Genomic DNA, 17,988 nt, shown 5'->3' on the forward strand with positions numbered 1-17,988 from the left:
TGGGTAGGGTGGCGGCGTGACCACCACGGATGACTACGCCACCTACATAGCGAGCCTGCCCCGGGTGCTGGCGGGCGCGGCCGCCCTCTTCCGGGACGCCGAGGGCCGGGTGCTCCTCGTCGAGCCCAACTACCGCGAGGGGTGGGCCCTGCCGGGCGGCACCATCGAGTCCGACCGGAACGAGTCGCCGCGGGCCGCCGCCCGGCGCGAGAGCGCCGAGGAGATCGGCATCGACCAGCCGCTCGGCCGGCTGCTCGCCGTGGACTGGAGCGTGGACGCGGGCCGTCCCCCGCTGGTCGCGTACCTCTACGACGGCGGAGTGCTGGACGCGGGGCAACTCGCCTCCATCAGGCTCCAGGAAGAGGAACTGCTCTCCTGGAAGCTGGTCGCACCGGCCGAAGTGACCACGTACCTCCTCGGATCGCTCGGCCGCCGCGTCCAGGAGGCCTACCGGGTCCTGGAGTCGGGCGCGAGCACCGTCGAGCTGGAGAACGGACGTCGCCCGGCGGACGCGTGACGCCGTTACCCGAGGCCTACTTCGACCAGGACAGAATGCAGCGCATGATCACGATGTACGCCTGGCCGAGCACGGCCGACGGACCGGACGCCCTCCCCATGGTCCACTTCACCACCGACGAGCAGGCCGGCGCCGAGGTCACGCCCGAGGGCACGCCGGTGTGGCTGTTCGACGGTGCGATACGCGACGGCGGCTGGGCCGAGTTCGCCGACTTCGACGCCTGGTCGGTCCCGGCCACCGACTGGCAGGCCTTCTACCGCCGTGAGGACGACCTCCTCGCCGTCACCGGGCCCGGCAGCTGTGAGGGCTGGTACCAGGGCAAGCTCGGCGCCGACGCGCAATGGGTGGCGGCGGCGGCCGAGCAGCGCAGCGTGGTCCTGCTCGCGGCGCCCGTCCAGCACCCCTCCCTGTACGCCTACGCGGTCGAAGCGGGCGCCGGGTTCGCACTGCTGGTGCCGCTCGCGGTCATCTAGACCCGGCCGGGCGGCCCTTCGAAGACGCTCGTTCAGACCGGCAGGGCCCGCTCGCCGGCCTCGAAGGCCAGCAGCCGGACCTTGCGCTCGACGCCGCCGCCGTAGCCGGTCATCGAACCCGAGGCGCCGATCACCCGGTGGCACGGGACGATGATGCCGACCGGGTTCTTGCCGTTGGCCAGGCCCACGGCCCGGGACGCCCCCGGCTTGCCGAGCCTCGCGGCGAGTTCACCGTAGGACCACGTCTGCCCGTAGGGGATGCGTACCAGCTGTTCCCACACGCTGCGCTGGAACGCCGTGCCCTCCAGCCGCACGGGGACGGTGAATTCGGTGAGCTCCCCGGCGAAGTAGGCGCCCAGCTCCCGCGCGACGTCGGGGAAGGGCTCCTCGGCGGGCGGGACCCGCTCGCCGAAGGACTCCTCCAGCGGGCGGTGCCGCTGGCCGGTCATGTAGAGGCCGCTGAGAACGCCGTCCGTGGCCACGAGGGTCAGGGGGCCGTAAGGGCTGTCGACGACGGTGTGCTGCTTGCTGCTGCTGTTCATGGCGGGTCGTACTCCTCAGACGGGCAGGTGGTTGATGGGGTGGCCGTCGGTGGCCCACAGGTACTGGACGGCGTACGCGCGCCAGGGCCGCCAGGCGGCCGCCCGCGCGGTGAGCGCGGCCGGGGTGGACGGCAGCCCGAGCCCCGCGGCGGCGCGACGGACCCCGAGGTCGGAGGGCAGGAACGCGTCCGGGTCGCCGAGCGCCCGCATCGCGATGACCTCGGTGGTCCACGGGCCGAAGCCGGGCAGTGTGCCGAGCTGCGCGCGGGCCGCCTCCCAGTCGCTGTCGACGCCCAGGGGGAGCGAGCCGTCCGCCAGGGCCGAGACCAGGGTGGTGAGGGTCGCGCGGCGGCTGCGCGGCAGGGCCAGCGCCTGCGGATCCAGCGCGGCGAGGGCCTGCGGGGACGGGAACAAGTGGGTCAGCCCGCCCTCCGGGTCGGGGTCGGCGACCGGCTCGCCGTGCGCGGTGACCAGCCGGGCGGCGTGCGTACGGGCCGCGGCGGTGGACACCTGCTGGCCGAGCACGGCCCGTACCGCGAACTCCGCCGCGTCGACCGTACGGGGCACCCGGCGCCCCGGGGCCTTGTCGACGAGCGGTGCCAGCAGCGGGTCCGAGCGGAGCTGCTCGTCCACGGCCTCGGGGTCGGCGTCGAGGTCCAGCAGCCGGCGGCAGCGGCTGATGGCGAGGGTGAGGTCCCGCAGGTCGGTCAGGGCGAGCTGGCAGGCGATGTGGTCGGGCCGCGGGGCGAGCGCGACCACGCCGGTGCCGAACGGGAGCCGCAGCGTCCGGCGGTAGGCGCCGTCGCGCCACTCCTCGACGCCGGGGACGGCGGTCGCGGCGAGGTGGCCGAAGAGGTTGTCGGGATTGAGGGGCGCCCGGAAGGGGAGCCGCAGGCTGATCGAGCCGGGGATCCGGGGCTGGTCGCGGTGGGCCCTCGCGGAGCGGGTGCGCAGCTCGCTCGGGGAGAGGGCGAACACCTCGCGGACGGTGTCGTTGAAGGCGCGGATGGAGGCGAACCCGGCGGCGAAGGCGACGTCGCCCATGGGGAGGGCGGAGGTTTCGATGAGCAGCCGGGCGGTCTGCGCGCGCTGCGCCCGGGCGAGGGCGAGGGGGCCGGCGCCGAGCTCGGTGCTCAGCTGCCGCTCGACCTGGCGGGTGGAGTACCCGAGGCGGGCCGCCAGCCCGGGTACGCCCTCGCGGTCGACCACGCCGTCCTGGATGAGCCGCATGGCCCGGGCGACGGCGTCGGCGCGGGCGTTCCACTCGGGTGAGCCGGGGCTGGTGTCGGGCCGGCACCGCTTGCAGGCCCGGAACCCGGCCTGCTGACAGGCGGCGGCGCTGGGCAGGAAGGTCATGTTCTCGACTTTGGGCGGCACGGCGGGACAGCTGGGCCGGCAGTAGATCCGCGTGGTCAGCACGGCAGTGAAGAACCACCCGTCGAAGCGGGCGTCCTTGGACTGCACGGCCCTCACACAGCGGTCGATGTCGGTGTACATGCCTCCAGGATCCCGTCCGCCCCTGCCTGCGGCTGGCAGTTTTCCGACATCAAGCGTACGGGCCCGCCGGTCGCCGGGTCGGACTGTGAAGCCCCGTCGGCCCCGGGGCGGGACGTGGAAGGGCCCCCGGGGCCTTGACGGCACCCGGGGGCCCTTCCGAGGAACAGCGGCCGACGCTAGCGCGTGGCGGCTCGCGCCTCGCGCCGGTTGTGCCGGAACGTGTTCGCGCGACGGGTCGTCGCGAACAGCGGGATCGTCGCCGCCAGGGCGATCTGCAGCGCGCACCCGGTCTGGAGCAGCAGCTGGCCGCCCGGGGCGTCGAACGCCCAGGCCGCCAGCAACCCCATCGCCCCGATGATCCAGCTGAGCATCGCCACCGCGAGGACACCCCGCGGCTTGGGGTACTCGACCCGGCTCACCATCAGCCACGCCACCCCGATGATCGCCAGCAGCGTCGGGATGAAGGGGAGCCCCAGCAGGACGACGGAGACGACCGTCAGCGCTCCGAAGGGGCTCGGCATGCCCTGGAACATGCCGTCCTTCATCGTCACGCAGCTGAATCTGGCCAGCCTCAGGACCACCGCCAGCAGCACCACGATCGCCGCCAGTGCCGACATCTTCTGGTGCGCGTCGTCCGCGACCATGCCGTACACCAGCACGAAGTACGCCGGCGCCAGCCCGAAGCTGATCAGGTCCGACAGGTTGTCCAGCTCCGCGCCCATCGGCGAGCTGCGCAGCTTGCGGGCCACGATGCCGTCGAAGAGGTCGAAGACCGCCGCGAGCAGCATCAGTATCACCGCGGTCGCCGCGCTGTGCCGGGCCATGCCCGACTCGCCGCTGCCGGTGAGGTGCGGGATGAGGATCCCGGTGGTGGTGAAGTACACCGCCATGAATCCGCAGGTCGCGTTGCCGAGGGTGAGGGTGTCCGCTATCGACAGCCGCAGGGAGAGCGGCATGTCTTCCGCGTCCGCGTCCTCGTCCTTGGCCTCGGGAACCCAGCCTGTGGCAGGGGTCTCAGGGTCAGTCACGGTCAATTCGGGTCACCCCCGCGGTGGTGGCCTGACCGACCTCGACCGCGACCTCGACGCCCTCGGGGAGGTAGATGTCGACGCGCGAGCCGAAGCGGATCAGACCGATGCGTTCGCCCTGCTCCACCTTGGTGCCGGCCGGCAGGTAGGGGACGATGCGACGCGCGACGGCTCCGGCGATCTGCACCATCTCGATGTCACCGAGCTCGGTGTCGAAGTGCCAGACGACGCGCTCGTTGTTCTCGCTCTCCTTGTTGAACGCCGGGACGAACCCGCCGGGGATGTGCTCCACGGACGTCACCGTGCCGGCCAGCGGCGCGCGGTTGACGTGGACGTTCAGGGGGCTCATGAAGATCGCGACGCGGGTGCGCCCGTCCTTCCACGGCATGATGCTCTGCACCACGCCGTCGGCGGGCGAGATGACGCGGCCCTGGGCGATTTCGCGCTCCGGGTCGCGGAAGAACCACAGCATGCCCGCCGCGAGAGCGGTGGCGGGCACGGCCGCCGCGGCCCAGCGTCCGGACTTGCGGGCCCGGGTGAGGCTGAGCGCCGCGGTGGCGACGGTCGGCAGGAGCCACGGCGATGCTCCGCGCGCGAGGCGTCCACCGAGGAGGCCGACGCGAGGTGCAGAGGTTTGGCTGTGGGGCATGGATGACCTTCGTAGCGGGTGATGCCGCGCCGCAAACGGGGGGACGGGACGGCGGCTTTACTGGAATGCTATCGGTTGCACGCAACAACTGGGCAAGCCAGAAGCCGAGTCGATGACCGTCGGCCAGTGACTGGCAGTGACCCTTTTGCGGAAAACCGTCTGGCGATCCGCCGCAAAAGGGACTTTCAGCCCTGGAGCCGGTACTCCTCAAGCAGGCGTCGCCCGATGATCATTTTCTGGATCTCGGCCGTACCTTCACCGATCAGCAGCATCGGGGCTTCCCGGTAGAGGCGCTCGATCTCGTACTCCTTCGAGAATCCGTACCCGCCATGGATACGGAAGGCGTCCTCCACCACCTCCTTGCAGTACTCGGAGGCGAGGTACTTCGCCATCCCCGCTTCGAGGTCGTTTCGTTCCCCGGAGTCCTTTTTGCGTGCTGCGTTGACCATCATCGCATGGGCGGCTTCGACCTTGGTAGCCATTTCGGCCAGCTTGAACTGGATGGCCTGGTGCTCGGCGATCGCCTTGCCGAAAGTGTGACGTTGCTGGGCATAGGAGACACCCAGCTCGAACGCACGCTGAGCGACGCCACAGCCACGCGCCGCCACGTTGACGCGGCCGACCTCGACCCCGTCCATCATTTGGTAAAACCCTCGGCCCGTCTGGCCGCCCAGTACACGATTGGCCGGAATGCGCAGTCCGTCCATGATGAGCTCGGTCGTGTCGACGCCCTTGTAGCCCATCTTGTCGATCTTGCCCGGGATGGTCAGGCCCGGACGGACCTCACCGAAGCCGGGCTCCTTCTCGACCAGGAACGTCGTCATCGACTTGTGGGGCGCGGTCCCCTCGGGGTGTCCTTCGTCACTCCGGACCAGGACGGCCACCAGAGTGGACGTGCCGCCGTTGGTGAGCCACATCTTCTGGCCGTTCAGGACGTACTCGTCACCGTCCTTCACCGCCTTGGACGTGATGGCCGACACGTCCGAGCCCAGACCCGGCTCGGACATCGAGAACGCGCCGCGGACCTCGCCCAGCGCCATGCGCGGGAGGAAGTGGTCCTTCTGCTCCTGCGTACCGTGCTGCTTGAGCATGTACGCCACGATGAAGTGGGTGTTGATGATGCCCGAGACGGACATCCAGCCGCGCGCTATCTCCTCGACGCACAGCGCGTAGGTGAGCAGCGACTCACCCAGACCGCCGTACTCCTCCGGGATCATCAGGCCGAACAGGCCGAGTTCCTTGAGACCGTCGACGATCTGCTGCGGGTACTCGTCGCGGTGCTCCAGCTCGGTCGCGACCGGGATGATCTCCTTGTCGACGAACTCGCGGACCGTCTTGAGGATCTCGCGCTGGACCTCGTTGAGGCCGGCGGTCTGGGCAAGTCGGGTCATGGCTCTTACTTCCCCTGTTCCTTGAGCTGCGGGCGCCCGGGCTGCTCGCCGCCGCGCTCCTTGATGTACGTCTCGGTCGGGACCATCACCTTGCGCCGGAAGACGCAGACGAGGGTGCCGTCCTGCTTGTAGCCCTTGGTCTCCACGTAGACGATCCCGCGGTCGTTCTTCGACTTCGAGGGGGTCTTGTCGAGGACCGTGGTCTCGCCGTAGATGGTGTCGCCGTGGAAGGTCGGCGCCACGTGCCGCAGCGACTCGATCTCCAGGTTGGCGATGGCCTTCCCCGAGACGTCGGGGACCGACATGCCGAGCAGCAGCGAGTAGATGTAGTTGCCGACGACCACGTTCTTGCCGAAGTCGGTGGTGTTCTCGGCGTAGTTGCTGTCCATGTGCAGCGGGTGGTGGTTCATGGTCAGCAGACAGAAGAGGTGGTCGTCGTACTCCGTGACCGTCTTCCCGGGCCAGTGCTTGTAGACGGCCCCGACCTCGAACTCCTCGTACGTGCGTCCGAACTGCATGGCCCTACGCCTCCGGGATCTCGAACTTGGTGGTGCGCTGCATGCCGGCGGCGCGGCCCTTGCCCGCGATGACCAGGGCCATCTTGCGGCTGGCCTCGTCGATCATCTCGTCGCCGAGCATGGCCGAGCCCTTCTTGCCGCCGGCCTCGGAGGTGCACCAGTCGTACGCGTCGAGGATCAGCTCGGCGTGGTCGTAGTCCTCCTGGGAGGGGGAGAAGACCTCGTTGGCCGCGTCGACCTGGCCGGGGTGCAGCACCCACTTGCCGTCGAAGCCGAGGGCCGCGGCGCGCCCGGCGACCTCGCGGTACCCGTCCACGTTCTTGATCTGGAGGTAGGGGCCGTCGATCGCCTGCAGGTTGTTGGCCCGGGCGGCCATCAGGATCTTCATCAGGATGTAGTGGTAGGCGTCCGCCGGGTAGCCGGGCGGCTGCTCACCCACGACCAGGGACTTCATGTTGATGGAGGCCATGAAGTCGGCCGGCCCGAAGATGATCGTCTCCACGCGCTGGGAGGCCTGCGCGATCGCGTTGACGTTGTTGAGGCCCTGGGCGTTCTCGATCTGCGCCTCGATGCCGATCTTGCCGACCTCGAAGCCCATCGTCTTCTCGATCTGCGTCAGCAGGAGGTCGAGCGCCACGATCTGCTGGGCGTCCTGGACCTTCGGCAGCATGATGCAGTCGAGGTTCTGGCCGGCGCCCTCCACGACGGTGATGACGTCGCGGTACGTCCAGTGCGTGGTCCAGTCGTTGACGCGCACGACCCGGGTCTTGCCGGTCCAGTCGCCGTTGTTCAGCGCGTCCACGATGGTGTGGCGGGCGCCTTCCTTGGCGAGCGGGGCGCAGGCGTCCTCCAGGTCGAGGAAGACCTGGTCGGCCGGCAGGCCCTGGGCCTTCTCCAGGAAGCGCGGGTTCGATCCCGGCACCGCGAGGCAGGAGCGGCGCGGCCGCAGCCGGTTCACGGGAGACGTGGGCGTAGTCATGCGGGGACCTCCAGAGGGTCGAGCTTGTTCGCTTTCCGGATCTCGTCGACGATACGGCCGATGATCTCCGTGATACCGAAGTCCTTGGGTGTGAACACGGCGGCCACTCCGGCCGCCTTGAGGGCGATGGCATCGGCGTTCGGAATGATGCCGCCGAGGACCACGGGGATGTCACCCGCCCCCGCCTTACGGAGGCGTTCCAGCACGTCCGGCACGAGCGCACTGTGCGAGCCGGACAGGATGGACAGTCCCACGCAGTGCACGTCCTCGGCCAGCGCCGCCGAGGAGATCTCCTCGGGCGTCAGCCGGATGCCCTGGTAGACCACCTCGAACCCGGCGTCGCGGGCACGTACGGCGATCTGCTCGGCGCCGTTGGAGTGCCCGTCCAGACCCGGCTTGCCGACCAGCAGGCGCAGCCGGCCGGAGCCCAGGTCCTCGGCGGTACGGGCGACCTTCTCGCGGACCAGGGCCATCGGCGTGCCCTCCTCGGCGGTGACCGCCACCGGGGCCGAGGAGACCCCGGTCGGGGCGCGGAACTCGCCGAACACCTCGCGCAGGGCGTTGGCCCACTCTCCGGTCGTGACACCGGCGCGGGCGCACTCCAAGGTGGCTTCCATCAGGTTCTCGGTCCCGGCGGCGGCCTCCTTGAGCCGGTCCAGGGCCTGCATCACCGTCGGGAAGACGAAGGGGTCGCCGTTCCCCTGCCGGTCCGAGGACTCCTGCCGCTCGGCCCGCCAGCGGACGATCCGCTCCACGGTCAGCGCCTCGGTGGCCGGGTCGACCGTCATGATGGCGCCGTCCAGGTCGGCCGTGAGCGGGTTCTCCTCGGTCTGCTCGTAGCAGTTGACGCCGACGATCTTGTCCTGGCCGGCCTCGATCCGGGCGCGCCGCTCGGCGTGCGAGGCGACCAGCTCGCCCTTCAGGTACCCGGACTCGACGGCGGCCATCGCGCCGCCCATCTCCTGGATCCGGTCGATCTCGGCCAGGCACTCGGCCACCAGCGACTCGACCTTGGCCTCGATGACGTGGGATCCGGCGAAGATGTCCTCGTACTCCAGCAGGTCGCTCTCGTGCGCCAGGACCTGCTGGATGCGCAGAGACCACTGCTGGTCCCAGGGCCGGGGCAGGCCCAGCGCCTCGTTCCAGGCGGGCAGCTGCACGGCGCGGGCCCGGGCGTCCTTGGAGAGCGTGACCGCGAGCATCTCCAGCACGATGCGCTGGACGTTGTTCTCCGGTTGCGCCTCGGTCAGTCCGAGGGAGTTGACCTGGACGCCGTACCGGAAGCGCCGCTGCTTGGCGTCCTCGATGCCGTAGCGCTCGCGGGTGACCTGGTCCCAGATCCGGCCGAAGGCGCGCATCTTGCACATCTCCTCGATGAAGCGGACGCCCGCGTTCACGAAGAAGGAGATACGGGCGACCACCTCACCGAAACGTTCCTCCGGGACCTGCCCGGAGTCGCGCACCGAGTCCAGGACGGCGATCGCGGTGGACATCGCGTACGAGATCTCCTGGACCGGGGTCGCCCCCGCCTCCTGGAGGTGGTACGAGCAGATGTTGATCGGGTTCCACTTGGGGATGTGGTTGACCGTGTACGCGATCATGTCCGTCGTCAGGCGGAGCGAGGGACCGGGCGGGAAGACGTGCGTCCCGCGCGAGAGGTACTCCTTGACGATGTCGTTCTGGGTGGTGCCCTGGAGCTTGGAGATGTCCGCTCCCTGCTCCTCGGCGGCCACCTGATAGAGCGCCAGCAGCCACATGGCGGTGGCGTTGATCGTCATCGAGGTGTTCATCTGCTCCAGGGGGATGTCCTGGAACAGCCGCCGCATGTCGCCCAGATGGGAGACCGGAACCCCGACCCGGCCCACCTCGCCGCGGGCGAGGATGTGGTCGGGGTCGTAGCCGGTCTGCGTCGGCAGGTCGAACGCGACCGACAGGCCGGTCTGGCCCTTGGCGAGGTTGCGGCGGTACAGCTCGTTGGACGCCTCGGCCGTGGAGTGGCCGGCGTACGTCCGCATGAGCCACGGTCGGTCTTTCTGGCGCTCTGTCATCTCAGGCTGTCCCTTTGGCCCTTGAACGATCGGACGTGTCGGCTGTCAGATGTTGCGGAAGCGGTTGATCGCGTCCAGGTGCTTGGCCCGCATCTCGTGGTCGCGTACGCCCAGGCCTTCTTCGGGGGCCAGGGCGAGGACGCCGACCTTGCCCTGGTGGAGGTTGCGGTGGACGTCGTAGGCGGCCTGGCCGGTGTCCTCCAGCGAGTACACCTTCGAAAGGGTGGGGTGGATCTTGCCCTTGGCGATCAGGCGGTTGGCTTCCCAGGCCTCGCGGTAGTTCGCGAAGTGCGAGCCGATGATCCGCTTGAGGGACATCCACAGGTAGCGGTTGTCGTACTCGTGCATGTAGCCGGAGGTGGAGGCGCAGGTGGTGATGGTGCCGCCCTTGCGGGTGACGTAGACGGACGCGCCGAAGGTCTCGCGGCCGGGGTGTTCGAAGACGATGTCGATGTCCTCGCCGCCGGTCAGCTCGCGGATGCGCTTGCCGAAGCGCTTCCACTCCTTGGGGTCCTGGGTCTGCTCGTCCTTCCAGAACTTGTAGCCCTCGGCGTTGCGGTCGATGACCGCCTCGGCGCCCATGGCACGGCAGATGTCGGCCTTCTCCGGGGAGGAGACGACGCAGATCGGGTTGGCGCCGCCGGCCAGCGCGAACTGGGTGGCGTAGGAGCCGAGGCCGCCGCTGGCGCCCCAGATCAGGACGTTGTCGCCCTGCTTCATGCCGGCGCCGTTGCGCGAGACCAGCTGGCGGTAGGCGGTGGAGTTCACCAGGCCGGGGGAGGCGGCCTCCTCCCAGCTGAGGTGGTCCGGCTTGGGCATCAGCTGGTTCGACTTGACGAGTGCGATCTCCGCCAGGCCGCCGAAGTTGGTCTCGAAGCCCCAGATGCGCTGCTCGGGGTCGAGCATCGTGTCGTTGTGGCCGTCGGAGGACTCCAGCTCGACCGACAGGCAGTGCGCGACGACCTCGTCGCCGGGCTGCCAGGCGTTGACGCCGGGGCCCGTGCGCAGCACGACGCCCGCGAGGTCGGAGCCGATGACGTGGTACGGGAGGTCGTGGCGCTTGGTGAGCTCCGACAGGCGCCCGTAGCGCTCCAGGAAGCTGAAGGTGGACACCGGCTCGAAGATCGAGGTCCACACGGAGTTGTAGTTGACCGACGAGGCCATGACGGCCACGAGGGCCTCGCCCGGGCCGAGCTCCGGCACCGGGACCTGGTCGAGGTGCAGGGACTTGCGCGGGTCCTTCTCGCGGGTGGTGAGCCCGGCGAACATCTCCGCCTCGTCCTTGTGCACGGTGATCGCGCGGTACGAGTCGGGGAGCGGCAGGGCCGCGAAGTCGGCGGCCGTTGCGGCCTGCGACTGGATCGCGTCCAGGATGTCCTTCACGGTATTGCCTCCGGCTAAGCGCTGATGAGGGTGCGCTGAGGGGATACGCGGCTGCGCGGTACGGGTGTGGTGTGGTGCCGTCGGTCCGGCGAAAGCGGTGGTGCGGCGACGCCTGTGGTGGGGCGTACGGGGGCCTGGTGACGCAGGCATCCGGGGCGCGGTCCGTGCCGGGTGGACGTGGATCGCGGGGACATCCGGACCACTTCAACGTATGGCACCCCGTGTCACTCAGCAAGGCACCGCGTGCCAGAACTTTCTCTCATTTGCCATTTGACCTGCGCAGATGAGCGATGATCGATCAGAGTTACCGGCGAGTAGGGGCAACCCGGACAAACGGAAGGGCCGCCCCCCGCATCGGGGGGCGGCCCTGGGCCGGCCTGGTGTGACCAGAGTCGCTACTTGTTCTTGAGTGCCTCTTCGATGGTCCGCATGACCTCGTCGAGCGGGGCGTCCGTGCGGGCGACCGCCACCAGCACCTCGCCCTCCGTGCGGACCGCCGCCGGCGCGGCCGGCGGGCCCGTGAGGGTACGGCCCGCGCCGATCCCCGAACCGAAGGTCTTGCGCACGATGGAGAAGGCGTGGTCCAGCTGCGCCTCCACGTCCCCCTGGCCGCCCGCACGCAGCCAGCGCCGCAGCACGTGGTTGTGCGCCGTGACCACCGCCGAGGCCGCGACCTCCGCCAGCAGCGGATCGTCGTTGCCGTCGTTGTGGTCCTGCTCGTCGAAGTGGGCCAGCAGGTAGCGCGTGAACAGACGCTCGTACCGGGCCACCGAGGCGATCTCCCGCTCCCGCAGCGCCGGCACCTCACGGGTGAGCCGGTAGCGCTCCACCGACACCGCGGGCGAGGCGGCGTACATCTTCATGACTTCCTTGATCCCCCGGCACACCGTGTCGAGCGGGTGCTCGTGCGCCGGGGCCACGTCGAGGACCGCCTCGGCGCGGGTCAAGGTGTCGTCGTGGTCCGGGAAGATCGCCTCTTCCTTGGACCGGAAGTGCCGGAAGAAGGTCCGGCGGGCCACCCCTGCGGTCGCGGCGATCTCGTCGACCGTCGTGGCCTCGTACCCCTTCGTCGCGAACAGCTCCATGGCGGCAGCCGCCAGCTCACGGCGCATCTTGAGCCGCTGCGCGGCCGCCTTGGTGCCGGCCGCGCTCTCCGGGGCGTCGGACGCCGTGGCGGCGCGGGGCGAGGTCTTGGCGGGCTGGGACATAGAGCGAAAGTACTTCATTCGCGCAGGAGAGCGCGCCTGAGGGGGGTGGGACAGGGGTGGATGCGGGGGAGGACCGGCACTGGGCACACAGTGCTCGTCGGGAGGGTTCGTCCGCCGTGAGGGTCCGGCGGACCCGAAGAGCCCTCCCCACGCATCCGGCTCGCGGGCCCGGGCGTCAGGACGCCCGGGAGTCGGATCACCGGCGGGCGTACTCACGGAATCCGCGGCCGGTCTTGCGGCCCAGGCAGCCCGCCGCGACCAGGTGCTCCAGCAGCGGCGAGGGCGCCAGGCCCGGGTCGCGGAACTCCCGGTGGAGGACCTTCTCGATGGCCAGGGACACGTCCAGGCCGACCACGTCGAGGAGCTCGAAGGGCCCCATCGGGTAGCCGCCGCCCAGCTTCATCGCGGCGTCGATGTCGTCGATGCCCGCGTAGTGCTCCTCGACCATCTTGATCGCGTTGTTCAGGTAGGGGAACAGCAGCGCGTTGACGATGAAACCGGCCCGGTCCCCGCAGTCGACCGCGTGCTTGCGGACCTTCCCGCAGACCTCGCGGACCGTGGCGTGGACGTCCTCGGCGGTCAGGACGGTACGGACCACCTCGACCAGCTTCATGGCCGGCGCCGGGTTGAAGAAGTGCATGCCGATCACGTCCTGCGGGCGCGAGGTCGCGCGCGCCACGGCGATCACCGGCAGCGAGGAGGTGGTGGTGGCGAGCACCGCGCCCGGCTTGCAGACCTTGTCCAGGCCCGCGAAGAGCTCCTGCTTGACCGCCAGGTCCTCGGCGACGGCCTCCACCGCCAGGTCCACGTCGGCGAAGGCGTCCAGCGAACCCGCCGGGGTGATCAGGGCCAGGGTCTTGGCCGCGCCGTCCTCGGTCAGCCGGCCCTTGGACACCGCACGGCCCAAGGACTTGCCGATCGCGGCCTTCGCGGCCTCCGCCTTCTCCTGGCTGCGGGCCGCCAGCACCACCGGGTAGCCGGCCTGCGCGAAGACCTGCGCGATACCGCTCGCCATGGTGCCGGAGCCGGCCACGCCGACCGAGGCGACCGCGCGGCCCGCGCCGAGCAGCGACCCGTCCAGCGGGGTCTGGAGGTCCCGCACGATCACCGGGCTGCCCGGGGCCTCGTACGTGTAGAAACCGCGCCCCGCCTTCTGCCCGGTCAGGCCCGCCTCGGCGAGGTGCCCGAGGATCGGGGCCGGTGCGTGCAGCCGGTCGCCGGAGGAGGCGTACATGGCCTCCAGGACGGTACGGGCCGTGTCCACGCCGATCAGGTCCAGCAGTGCGAGCGGGCCCATCGGAAGTCCGCAGCCGAGCCGCATGGCCGCGTCGATGTCCTCGCGGGAGGCGTACTTCGACTCGTACATGGCGGCGGCCTGGTTCAGGTAGCCGAAGAGCAGGCCGTCCGCGACGAAACCGGGACGGTCGCCGACCGCCACGGGCTCCTTGCCGAGCTCGCGGGCCAGCTCGGTGACCGCCTGGACGGCGGGCGGGGCCGTCAGCACGCAGGAGACGACCTCGACCAGCTTCATCGCCGGCGCAGGGTTGAAGAAGTGCAGGCCCAGGACCCGCTCGGGGCGCTGGGACTCGGCCGCCATCCGGGTCACCGACAGGGCGTTGGTGCCGGTGGCCAGGATGGTGTCCGGGCGGACGATCGCGTCGAGTTCGCGGAAGAGCCGCTGCTTGAGCGCGTAGTCCTCGGGCACGACCTCGATGACGAGGTCGGCGTCGGCGGCGGCGCCCAGCTCGGTGAAGGTGCGGAAACGGGCGAGCACGGCGTCGCGCTCGGGCTCGGTGAGCCGCTGCCGGGCGACGGACCGGGCCGTCGCGGCGGCCAGCGCGGCGGTGGCCCTGCGGGCGGCGCCTTCGCTGACGTCGATGCCGATGACCTCGCGGCCGGCCCGGGCGAGCACCTCGGCGATGCCGGTGCCCATCGTGCCGAGACCGATGACGGCGACGGTCTGGAGGGTGGGTTGACTGGACGTGGACGGACGGTCCATCGCGGGACTCCAGTGGAAGAGGGTGACGACTGGGGGCGGCGCGCGGCGCACAGCACGCGGCCGGGGATTCCGCACAGAGATGCCCGAAGGGCGGGAGGACGGCGGACCCTGTCCCGGGGCCACGCCGTAGGTGGAACGCCGTACCCGAACACGCGGTACGGGGCTCGCGGTACTTGGGGTACCGGACCGACTGGTACGGGGCGGCTGCGTCACCAGGCCGGTCCCGTACGTGTTGAAGGGAGCGTAACTCGTCGGTAACCCGTTGGCCAGAGCACGGGGATGACAAACGCGTGTGACGTACACCGCTGCGGGCCTAGGGTGGCAGCGTGAACGACGTGCTGGAGCGGCTGGGTAGTGAAGCGGGACGGTCGGCGGAGTACGAGGCGCTGCTGGCGGCCGGGCCCGACGGGCTGGCGGGGGCCCTGACTTCGCCCGGACGGCCGTTGTGGGCGCGTGAACTGGCCGCCTACCGGCTGGGGATGGCGGGGGACCGGCGCGCCTTCGAGGCACTGGTGCTGCTGCTCAACCACCGGGACCCGCCGCGCTGCGAGGCCGCCGCGCAGGCGCTCGCCGTTCTCGGGGACCCCCGCACCGCCCGCGCGGCGGCGGCCCTGGCGACGAACGAACTGCGCACCGCCTACGCCCTGCACCCGGTCCGCCTGCTCACCGCCCTGCGGGCCCCCGAGTCGGCGCCCGCGCTGATCCGCACCCTCTCCCGGCTCCTGGCGCCGCACAGCCCGTACTGGCGCGTCGCCCTGGCCTGCGTGGAAGGCCTCGGCGCGCTGGCCGACCCCCGCGCCCGCGACGTCCTCACCCGTGCCCAGTCCCACCCCCGCCTCGCGGTGGCGGCCACCGAGGCCCTGCGCGCGCTGCCCGCCCCGGACGGGTCGGCCGGCTGACCCCGGGACGGGGTCAGCGGTCCGCCGGGACGATCGCGAGGGCCTCGACCTCCATCAGGAGTTCCGGGTGGACCAGGGCGGCGACCTGGAACGCCGAGGAGGCGGGGAGCCGGTCCGCCGGGATCACGGCGGCGCGGGCTTCGCGCAGGGCGGGCAGGTGGGCCAGGTCCGTGACGAAGTAGGTCAGCTTCACCACGTCCTCGAAGCCGGCCCCGGCCGCCTCCAGACACCGGCGCAGGTTCTCGAACACCTGTCGCGCCTGGGCGGCGGCGTCGCCCACACCCACCACCTCGCCCTTCTCGTCGAACGCGCACTGCCCGGAGACGGCGACGAACGTCCCCGTCCCCCGGACGACGTGGCTGTACTGGGGGCTCGGGGCGACGCCCTCGGGAGCGGTGATCCGGGTGAGGTGGCTGTCGCTCGATGTGGTCACGGGCACGATCCTGCCCGGTGACGGTCAGCCGCGGAAGCCCAGCAGCCCGTGCAGGGCCGCGCCGCCGGCCGAACGCGGGACCGCGCGGGTGGCCGCGGCCGGCTGCGGGTCCGGCTGGGCCGGGCACGTGGCGTCCGACGCCTTGCCCGTCCGCAGGTACGCCGCCAGCTTCTCGTCCAGGCACTTGTTGCCGCTCAGCGCGATCCCGTGGTTCCCGCCGCCCTCCTCGACCACCAGCGCCGCGCCCTTGAGCTTGTCCCGCATGCTCAGCGCGCCCCCGAACGGCGTCGCCGCGTCCTCCGTCGCCTGGAAGAGCAGCGCCGACGAAAGGTCGGTGTTCCTCACGTCCGGGGCGGCCAGGGGCTCCGTCTTCCAGAACGCGCACGGCGCGTTGTACCAAGCGTTGTTCCAGGTCATGAAGGGCGCCTCGGCGTGCGTGCGCCACATGTCGGCCCGCCAGGTGTCCCAGTCCTTCGGCCAGGCGGAGTCCCGGCACTGCACCGCCGTGTACACGCTGTAGCCGTTGCCCGCCGCGGGCTCGACCGCGCCGAACCGTTGGTACGCCGCCACCAGCGGCTTCTCGTCCCCGGCCGCGGCGTACGCGGAGAACGCCTCGGCCAGGCTGGGCCAGTAGCCGTTGTAGTAGCCGCCCGGCATGAAGGTGTCCTCCAGCTCGGCCGCGCCGACCTTCCCGCCCGCCGGCGTGTGCCGCAGCGCCTCCCGCATCTCGTACCAGCGCCGCTCGACCTCCGCCGGGTCACCGCCGAGCCGGTACTTCTCGTCGTACCGGGCCACCCACGCCAGGAACGCCTTGTGGCGGGCGTCGAAGGCCCGGTCCTGGGCGAGGTTGTCCTCGTACCAGACCCCGCCCGGGTCGACGACGGAGTCCAGGACGAGGCGGTGCACCCGGTCCGGGTGGAGCTTGGCGTACACCGCGCCCAGGTAGGTCCCGTACGAGTAGCCGAAATAGCTGAGCTTCGCCGCGCCCAGGGCCGTGCGCAGCGACTCCATGTCACGGGCGGCCGAGACGGTGTCGATGTACGGGAGCACGTCCGCGTGCTTGGTCTGGCAGGACTCCGCGAACGACCTGACCCGGTCCAGGTTGGCCCGCTCGGCGCGCCCGTCGGTGGGGACGGAGTCCGGCCGCACGGGGGCGAAGTAGCCGTTCGCGCAGTCCAGGGCCGGCTCGCTCTTGCCCACGCCCCGGGGGTCGAACCCGATCACGTCGTACGCGCCGGCCACGTCCTTGGGCAGCGCGGAGGCGACGAAGCCGGCCAGCGCCCGGCCGCTGCCGCCCGGGCCGCCCGGGTTGACCAGCAGCGGGCCCTGCGACTTCGCCGCGGTGTGCGGGACCCGGGTCAGCGCCAGGGCGATCTGCCGCCCCTTGGGGTTGTCGTGGTCGAGCGGGACCTTGAGGGAGGCGCATTGCAGCGAGGGGTAGCGGGTGGTCGCGCAGCCGGTCCAGCGCAGCGGCGCCGCCGCCTGTCCCGAGCCGGAGCCGGAGCCGGCCGGGGCCAGCGGGGCGGCCGTCACCGGTGTGGCGAGAGCGGCGGCGACGGTCGCGATCGACAGCAGGACGGCGGCGCGGTTCTTGAGCGGTCCGCGCTCCTTCTTGGAGCCGTGCGTGTTCAGGGGGTCGAGCATGGGGCCTCCCAGCCGAGGGTTCTGGGCGGAATCGTCCCGGAAACCGCGCCCCGAAACCCGGATTGCGCCGCCCATTGGCCCGATGTGATGAGCGTTCAGGGGCCGTACGGGCCGTCCCGGGGCCGACGGAGCCGATTTGGGCGCCCGCCCCCGAGGTGGTTGGCTTGCCGCGACGAGCGGACACAACTGCTGGAGGAACAGCTATGGCGCAGGTCGAGGCCACCACGGAGCGGATCATGGCGGCCGACGCGGAGACCGTGTTCGACGCGCTGGCGGACTACACCGGGACCCGGGGCAAGCTGCTGCCCGAGCACTTCAGCGAGTACGAGGTGCGCGAGGGCGGCGACGGCGAGGGCACCCTGGTCCACTGGAAGCTCCAGGCCACCAGCAAGCGCGTACGGGACTGCCTGCTGGAGGTCAGCGAGCCCACCGACGGCCAGCTCGTCGAGAAGGACCGCAACTCCTCCATGGTCACCACCTGGACCGTGACCCCGGCCGGCGAGGGCAAGTCCAGGGTCGTCGTCTCCACCGTGTGGAACGGCGCCGGAGGCATCGGCGGCTTCTTCGAGCGCACCTTCGCGCCCAAGGGCCTCGGCCGCATCTACGACACGGTGCTCTCCAACCTGGCGTCCGAAGTCGAAGGCTGAGCGAGCCCGTTGCCCGCGGGGGCGGCCGGGCGGCTCACCGGTTCGGGTGGAATTCCGAGTCCCGGGTGCGGCCGCCCGGACCCCGGGCGTGGCCCCGGGCCCGCAGCGCCCCCGGCGCGGGTCAGGCAGGATC

At 71.0% G+C, this 17,988-nt stretch carries 17 protein-coding genes; 4 read left to right on the forward strand and 13 right to left on the reverse strand.

Features of this window, described 5'->3' with window-relative positions; genetic code table 11:
• Window positions 1-16 precede the first annotated feature (16 nt).
• Together OHA81_RS25715 and OHA81_RS25720 are read left to right on the forward strand one after the other, a co-directional pair.
• The gene (locus OHA81_RS25715) at window positions 17-517 is read left to right on the forward strand and encodes an NUDIX hydrolase (protein ID WP_329199637.1); all 501 of its coding nucleotides are present in this window, start codon (window positions 17-19) and stop codon (window positions 515-517) included.
• Between the two features lie 44 nt (window positions 518-561).
• On the forward strand, window positions 562-990 hold the full coding sequence (locus tag OHA81_RS25720) for a hypothetical protein (protein ID WP_329199639.1): 429 nt from the start codon (window positions 562-564) through the stop codon (window positions 988-990).
• A 32-nt stretch (window positions 991-1,022) separates the two neighbouring features.
• Here the strand turns inward: OHA81_RS25720 and OHA81_RS25725 are convergent, their stop codons facing one another.
• The 11 genes from OHA81_RS25725 to OHA81_RS25775 all read right to left on the reverse strand — a co-directional run bounded on the left by OHA81_RS25725 (window position 1,023) and on the right by OHA81_RS25775 (window position 14,232).
• Window positions 1,023-1,532: a methylated-DNA--[protein]-cysteine S-methyltransferase gene (locus tag OHA81_RS25725; protein WP_329199641.1), complete on the reverse strand. Its 510-nt coding sequence runs from the start codon at window positions 1,530-1,532 to the stop codon at window positions 1,023-1,025.
• Between the two features lie 15 nt (window positions 1,533-1,547).
• The gene (locus OHA81_RS25730) at window positions 1,548-3,029 is read right to left on the reverse strand and encodes an AlkA N-terminal domain-containing protein (RefSeq protein WP_329199643.1); all 1,482 of its coding nucleotides are present in this window, start codon (window positions 3,027-3,029) and stop codon (window positions 1,548-1,550) included.
• A 176-nt stretch (window positions 3,030-3,205) separates the two neighbouring features.
• Window positions 3,206-3,985, reverse strand: coding sequence for a CDP-diacylglycerol--serine O-phosphatidyltransferase (gene pssA, locus OHA81_RS25735; protein WP_399280444.1), 780 nt, complete (start codon window positions 3,983-3,985; stop codon window positions 3,206-3,208).
• Window positions 3,986-4,049: 64 nt separating this feature from the next.
• Window positions 4,050-4,706, reverse strand: coding sequence for a phosphatidylserine decarboxylase (locus tag OHA81_RS25740; protein ID WP_136212902.1), 657 nt, complete (start codon window positions 4,704-4,706; stop codon window positions 4,050-4,052).
• A gap of 185 nt (window positions 4,707-4,891) precedes the next feature.
• Complete coding sequence (locus tag OHA81_RS25745) at window positions 4,892-6,097, reverse strand: acyl-CoA dehydrogenase family protein (RefSeq protein WP_136212901.1); 1,206 nt, start codon at window positions 6,095-6,097, stop codon at window positions 4,892-4,894.
• 5 nt (window positions 6,098-6,102) lie between these two features.
• A complete protein-coding gene (locus OHA81_RS25750) occupies window positions 6,103-6,615 on the reverse strand; it encodes a MaoC family dehydratase (RefSeq protein WP_030155134.1) in 513 nt (170 codons plus the stop codon).
• A 4-nt stretch (window positions 6,616-6,619) separates the two neighbouring features.
• Window positions 6,620-7,594: an HpcH/HpaI aldolase/citrate lyase family protein gene (locus tag OHA81_RS25755; protein WP_329199648.1), complete on the reverse strand. Its 975-nt coding sequence runs from the start codon at window positions 7,592-7,594 to the stop codon at window positions 6,620-6,622.
• Window positions 7,591-9,642 (reverse strand): protein meaA, encoded by a 2,052-nt coding sequence (locus OHA81_RS25760; RefSeq protein ID WP_329199650.1) that lies wholly within the window; start codon window positions 9,640-9,642, stop codon window positions 7,591-7,593. Before OHA81_RS25760 ends, OHA81_RS25755 begins: the two co-directional genes overlap by 4 nt.
• 45 nt (window positions 9,643-9,687) lie before the next feature.
• The gene (gene ccrA, locus OHA81_RS25765; protein ID WP_329199652.1) at window positions 9,688-11,025 is read right to left on the reverse strand and encodes a crotonyl-CoA carboxylase/reductase; all 1,338 of its coding nucleotides are present in this window, start codon (window positions 11,023-11,025) and stop codon (window positions 9,688-9,690) included.
• A 395-nt stretch (window positions 11,026-11,420) separates the two neighbouring features.
• Entirely contained in the window at window positions 11,421-12,233 is an 813-nt protein-coding gene (locus tag OHA81_RS25770) for a TetR family transcriptional regulator (RefSeq protein WP_329199655.1), read from the reverse strand.
• A 196-nt stretch (window positions 12,234-12,429) separates the two neighbouring features.
• Window positions 12,430-14,232: a 3-hydroxyacyl-CoA dehydrogenase family protein gene (locus OHA81_RS25775; protein WP_329199657.1), complete on the reverse strand. Its 1,803-nt coding sequence runs from the start codon at window positions 14,230-14,232 to the stop codon at window positions 12,430-12,432.
• A 326-nt stretch (window positions 14,233-14,558) separates the two neighbouring features.
• Between OHA81_RS25775 and OHA81_RS25780 the strand changes: the two genes are divergently transcribed.
• Complete coding sequence (locus OHA81_RS25780; protein ID WP_329199659.1) at window positions 14,559-15,131, forward strand: HEAT repeat domain-containing protein; 573 nt, start codon at window positions 14,559-14,561, stop codon at window positions 15,129-15,131.
• A 13-nt stretch (window positions 15,132-15,144) separates the two neighbouring features.
• Here OHA81_RS25780 and OHA81_RS25785 read toward each other — a convergent pair whose 3' ends face one another.
• Window positions 15,145-15,564 (reverse strand): RidA family protein, encoded by a 420-nt coding sequence (locus OHA81_RS25785; RefSeq protein WP_329199661.1) that lies wholly within the window; start codon window positions 15,562-15,564, stop codon window positions 15,145-15,147.
• Between the two features lie 24 nt (window positions 15,565-15,588).
• Window positions 15,589-17,208, reverse strand: coding sequence for an alpha/beta hydrolase (locus tag OHA81_RS25790; RefSeq protein WP_329199662.1), 1,620 nt, complete (start codon window positions 17,206-17,208; stop codon window positions 15,589-15,591).
• Window positions 17,209-17,411: 203 nt separating this feature from the next.
• Here OHA81_RS25790 and OHA81_RS25795 point away from each other — a divergent pair, with 203 nt between their 5' ends.
• A complete protein-coding gene (locus tag OHA81_RS25795; RefSeq protein ID WP_329199663.1) occupies window positions 17,412-17,855 on the forward strand; it encodes an SRPBCC family protein in 444 nt (147 codons plus the stop codon).
• Window positions 17,856-17,988: the final 133 nt, after the last annotated feature.

Origin of the sequence: Streptomyces sp. NBC_00667 (genome assembly GCF_036226825.1) — a bacterium.
Lineage (GTDB): Bacteria > Actinomycetota > Actinomycetes > Streptomycetales > Streptomycetaceae > Streptomyces.